This is a genomic window from Luteibacter yeojuensis, assembly GCF_000964085.1.
GTDB lineage: Bacteria > Pseudomonadota > Gammaproteobacteria > Xanthomonadales > Rhodanobacteraceae > Luteibacter > Luteibacter yeojuensis_A.
In genome coordinates this window covers 1-2,378 of sequence record NZ_JZRB01000096.1, presented here as the reverse complement: position 1 = coordinate 2,378, position 2,378 = coordinate 1, and the positions used below count along the sequence as shown (strand labels likewise).

At 65.2% G+C, this 2,378-nt stretch carries 2 protein-coding genes; both read left to right on the top strand.

The features are described from left to right. Window positions 1-745 (top strand): dihydrolipoyllysine-residue succinyltransferase (gene sucB, locus VI08_RS20290; protein ID WP_045831460.1); only part of this gene is annotated, 745 nt, incomplete at its 5' end. Window positions 746-859: 114 nt separating this feature from the next. After that, window positions 860-2,287, top strand: a complete 1,428-nt coding sequence (gene lpdA / locus VI08_RS20285; RefSeq protein ID WP_045831459.1) for a dihydrolipoyl dehydrogenase — start codon at window positions 860-862, stop codon at window positions 2,285-2,287. The last annotated feature ends 91 nt before the right edge of the window (window positions 2,288-2,378 follow it).

Below are 2,378 nucleotides of genomic sequence, written 5' to 3'. Positions count from 1 at the left end.
CCCGGCCGCCGCGCCGGCCCCGGCCGCCAAGCCCACCCCGGGTTCGCGTCCGGAAGAGCGCGTGCCGATGACCCGCATCCGTACCCGCATCGCCGAGCGCCTGATGCAGTCGAAGAACTCCATCGCCATGCTCACCTCGTTCAACGAAGTGAACCTGGCCGAGGTGGTCAAGCTGCGCAAGGCGCTGGGCGAGCAGTTCGAAAAGGCCAACGGCGTGAAGCTCGGCTTCATGAGCTTCTTCGTCAAGGCCGCCACCGAGGCGCTGAAGCGCCACCCGGTCATCAACGCCTCGGTCGATGGTTCGGACATCATCTACCACGGCTACCAGGACATCTCGATCGCGGTCTCGACCGAGAAGGGCCTGGTCACGCCGGTGCTGCGCGACGTGCAGGACATGTCGTTCGCCGACGTCGAGAAGGGCATCATCGGTTACGCCAAGAAGGCGCGTGACGGCAAGCTGGGCCTGGACGACCTCCAGGGCGGCACCTTCACCATCACCAACGGCGGCACCTTCGGCTCGCTGCTCTCCACGCCCATCGTGAACCCGCCGCAGAGCGCCATCCTGGGCATGCACACGATCAAGGAGCGCCCCATCGTCGAGAACGGCCAGGTCATCGCCGCCCCGATGATGTACCTCGCCCTCTCCTACGACCATCGCATCATCGATGGCAAGGATGCCGTGCTGTTCCTGGTCGATATCAAGAACCAGCTGGAAAACCCGCAGCGGATGCTGCTCGGCCTGTGATGGCCGGTTAAACGCCAGATGTGAAGGCGGGAGTCGAGAGGCTCCCGTTTTCATGTAGCGACCCCATATCGGGTGGTAGCACACCTACTGCCAGCAACATCCGGAGCAAGAGCTATGAGCGAGAAGTTCGACGTCATCGTCATCGGTGCCGGCCCCGCGGGCTATGTGGCCGCGATCCGCGCCGCGCAGCTGGGCCTGAAGACCGCCGTGGTCGACGCCTTCGTCGGCAAGGACGGCAAGGCCGCCCTGGGTGGCACCTGCCTCAACGTCGGTTGCATCCCGTCGAAGGCACTGCTCGATTCGTCCAAGCAGTTCCACAACCTTACGCACAACTTCGCCGACCACGGCATCACGGTCGACAACCCGAAGATCGACATCGGCACGTTCATTGGCCGCAAGGACAAGATCGTCAAGCAGTTCACCGGCGGCGTCACGATGCTGTTCAAGGCGAACAAGATCACGTCGTTCTTCGGCAAGGGCAAGCTGCTGAAGGGCAACGAGGTCGAAGTCACCGGCAACGACGGCAACAAGCAGACCCTCTCGGCCACCAATGTCATCCTCGCGTCGGGCTCGGTGCCCATCGAGCTGCCGTTCGCCAAGTTCGATGGCAAGCACATCATCGACAACGCGGGCGCGCTCGATCTCGGCGGCGTGCCGAAGCGCCTGGGCGTCATCGGCGCCGGCGTCATCGGCCTCGAGCTGGGCAGCGTGTGGAAGCGCCTCGGCGCGGAAGTCACCGTGCTCGAAGCCCTGCCGAAGTTCCTGCAGGTGGCCGACCAGGACATCGCCAAGATGGCCGCGCGCGAGTTCGCCAAGCAGGGCCTCGATATCAAGGTCAACGCCAAGGTCACCAAGGCCGAGGTCAAGGGCGATGAAGTGCACCTGTCGTACACCGACAAGGACGGCGCCGAGCAGCAGCTCGTCGTCGACAAGCTCCTCGTCGCCGTGGGCCGCCGCGCCTACACCGACGGCCTGCTGGCCGACGACACGGGCGTGAAGCTCGACGAACGCGGCCGCATCGTGGTCGACGCGCACAACCACACGGGCGTCGACGGCGTGTGGGCCATCGGCGATGCCGTCCGCGGCCCGATGCTCGCGCACAAGGGTTCCGAAGAAGGCGTCATGGTGGCCGAGCTCATCGCCGGCAAGCCGGGCCACGTCAACCTCGATACCGTGCCGTGGGTCATCTACACCGAGCCGGAAATCGCTTGGGTGGGCAAGACCGAAGAGCAGCTCAAGGAAGAAGGCATCCCCTACAAGACGGGCGCCTTCCCCTTCGCCGCCAACGGCCGCGCCGTGGCCATGAACGAGGGCATCGGCCAGGTGAAGATGATCGCCCACGCCGAAACCGACCGCATCCTCGGCGTGCACATGGTGGGCCCGGTCGTGTCCGAGCTCATCCACGAGTGCGTGGTGGCCATGGAGTTCAAGGGCTCGTCCGAGGATCTCGCACGCATCGTCCACGCCCACCCGGCGCTGTCCGAAGTGGTGCACGAGGCGGCCCTCTCGGTCGACAAGCGCGCCATCCACAAGGGCAACTAAGCCCGCGTGAACAAAGCCCGCCCCTGCGAGTAGCATGGGCGGGCTTTTTCGTTTCCGGCATCGGTGTCTTTGTAGGAGCCCACCCCGTGGG

Coding starts and splice junctions, on each gene's coding strand:
- lpdA (WP_045831459.1), top strand. CDS start 860: ATGAGCGAGAAGTTCGACGTCATCGTCATCGGTGCCGGCCCCGCGGGC.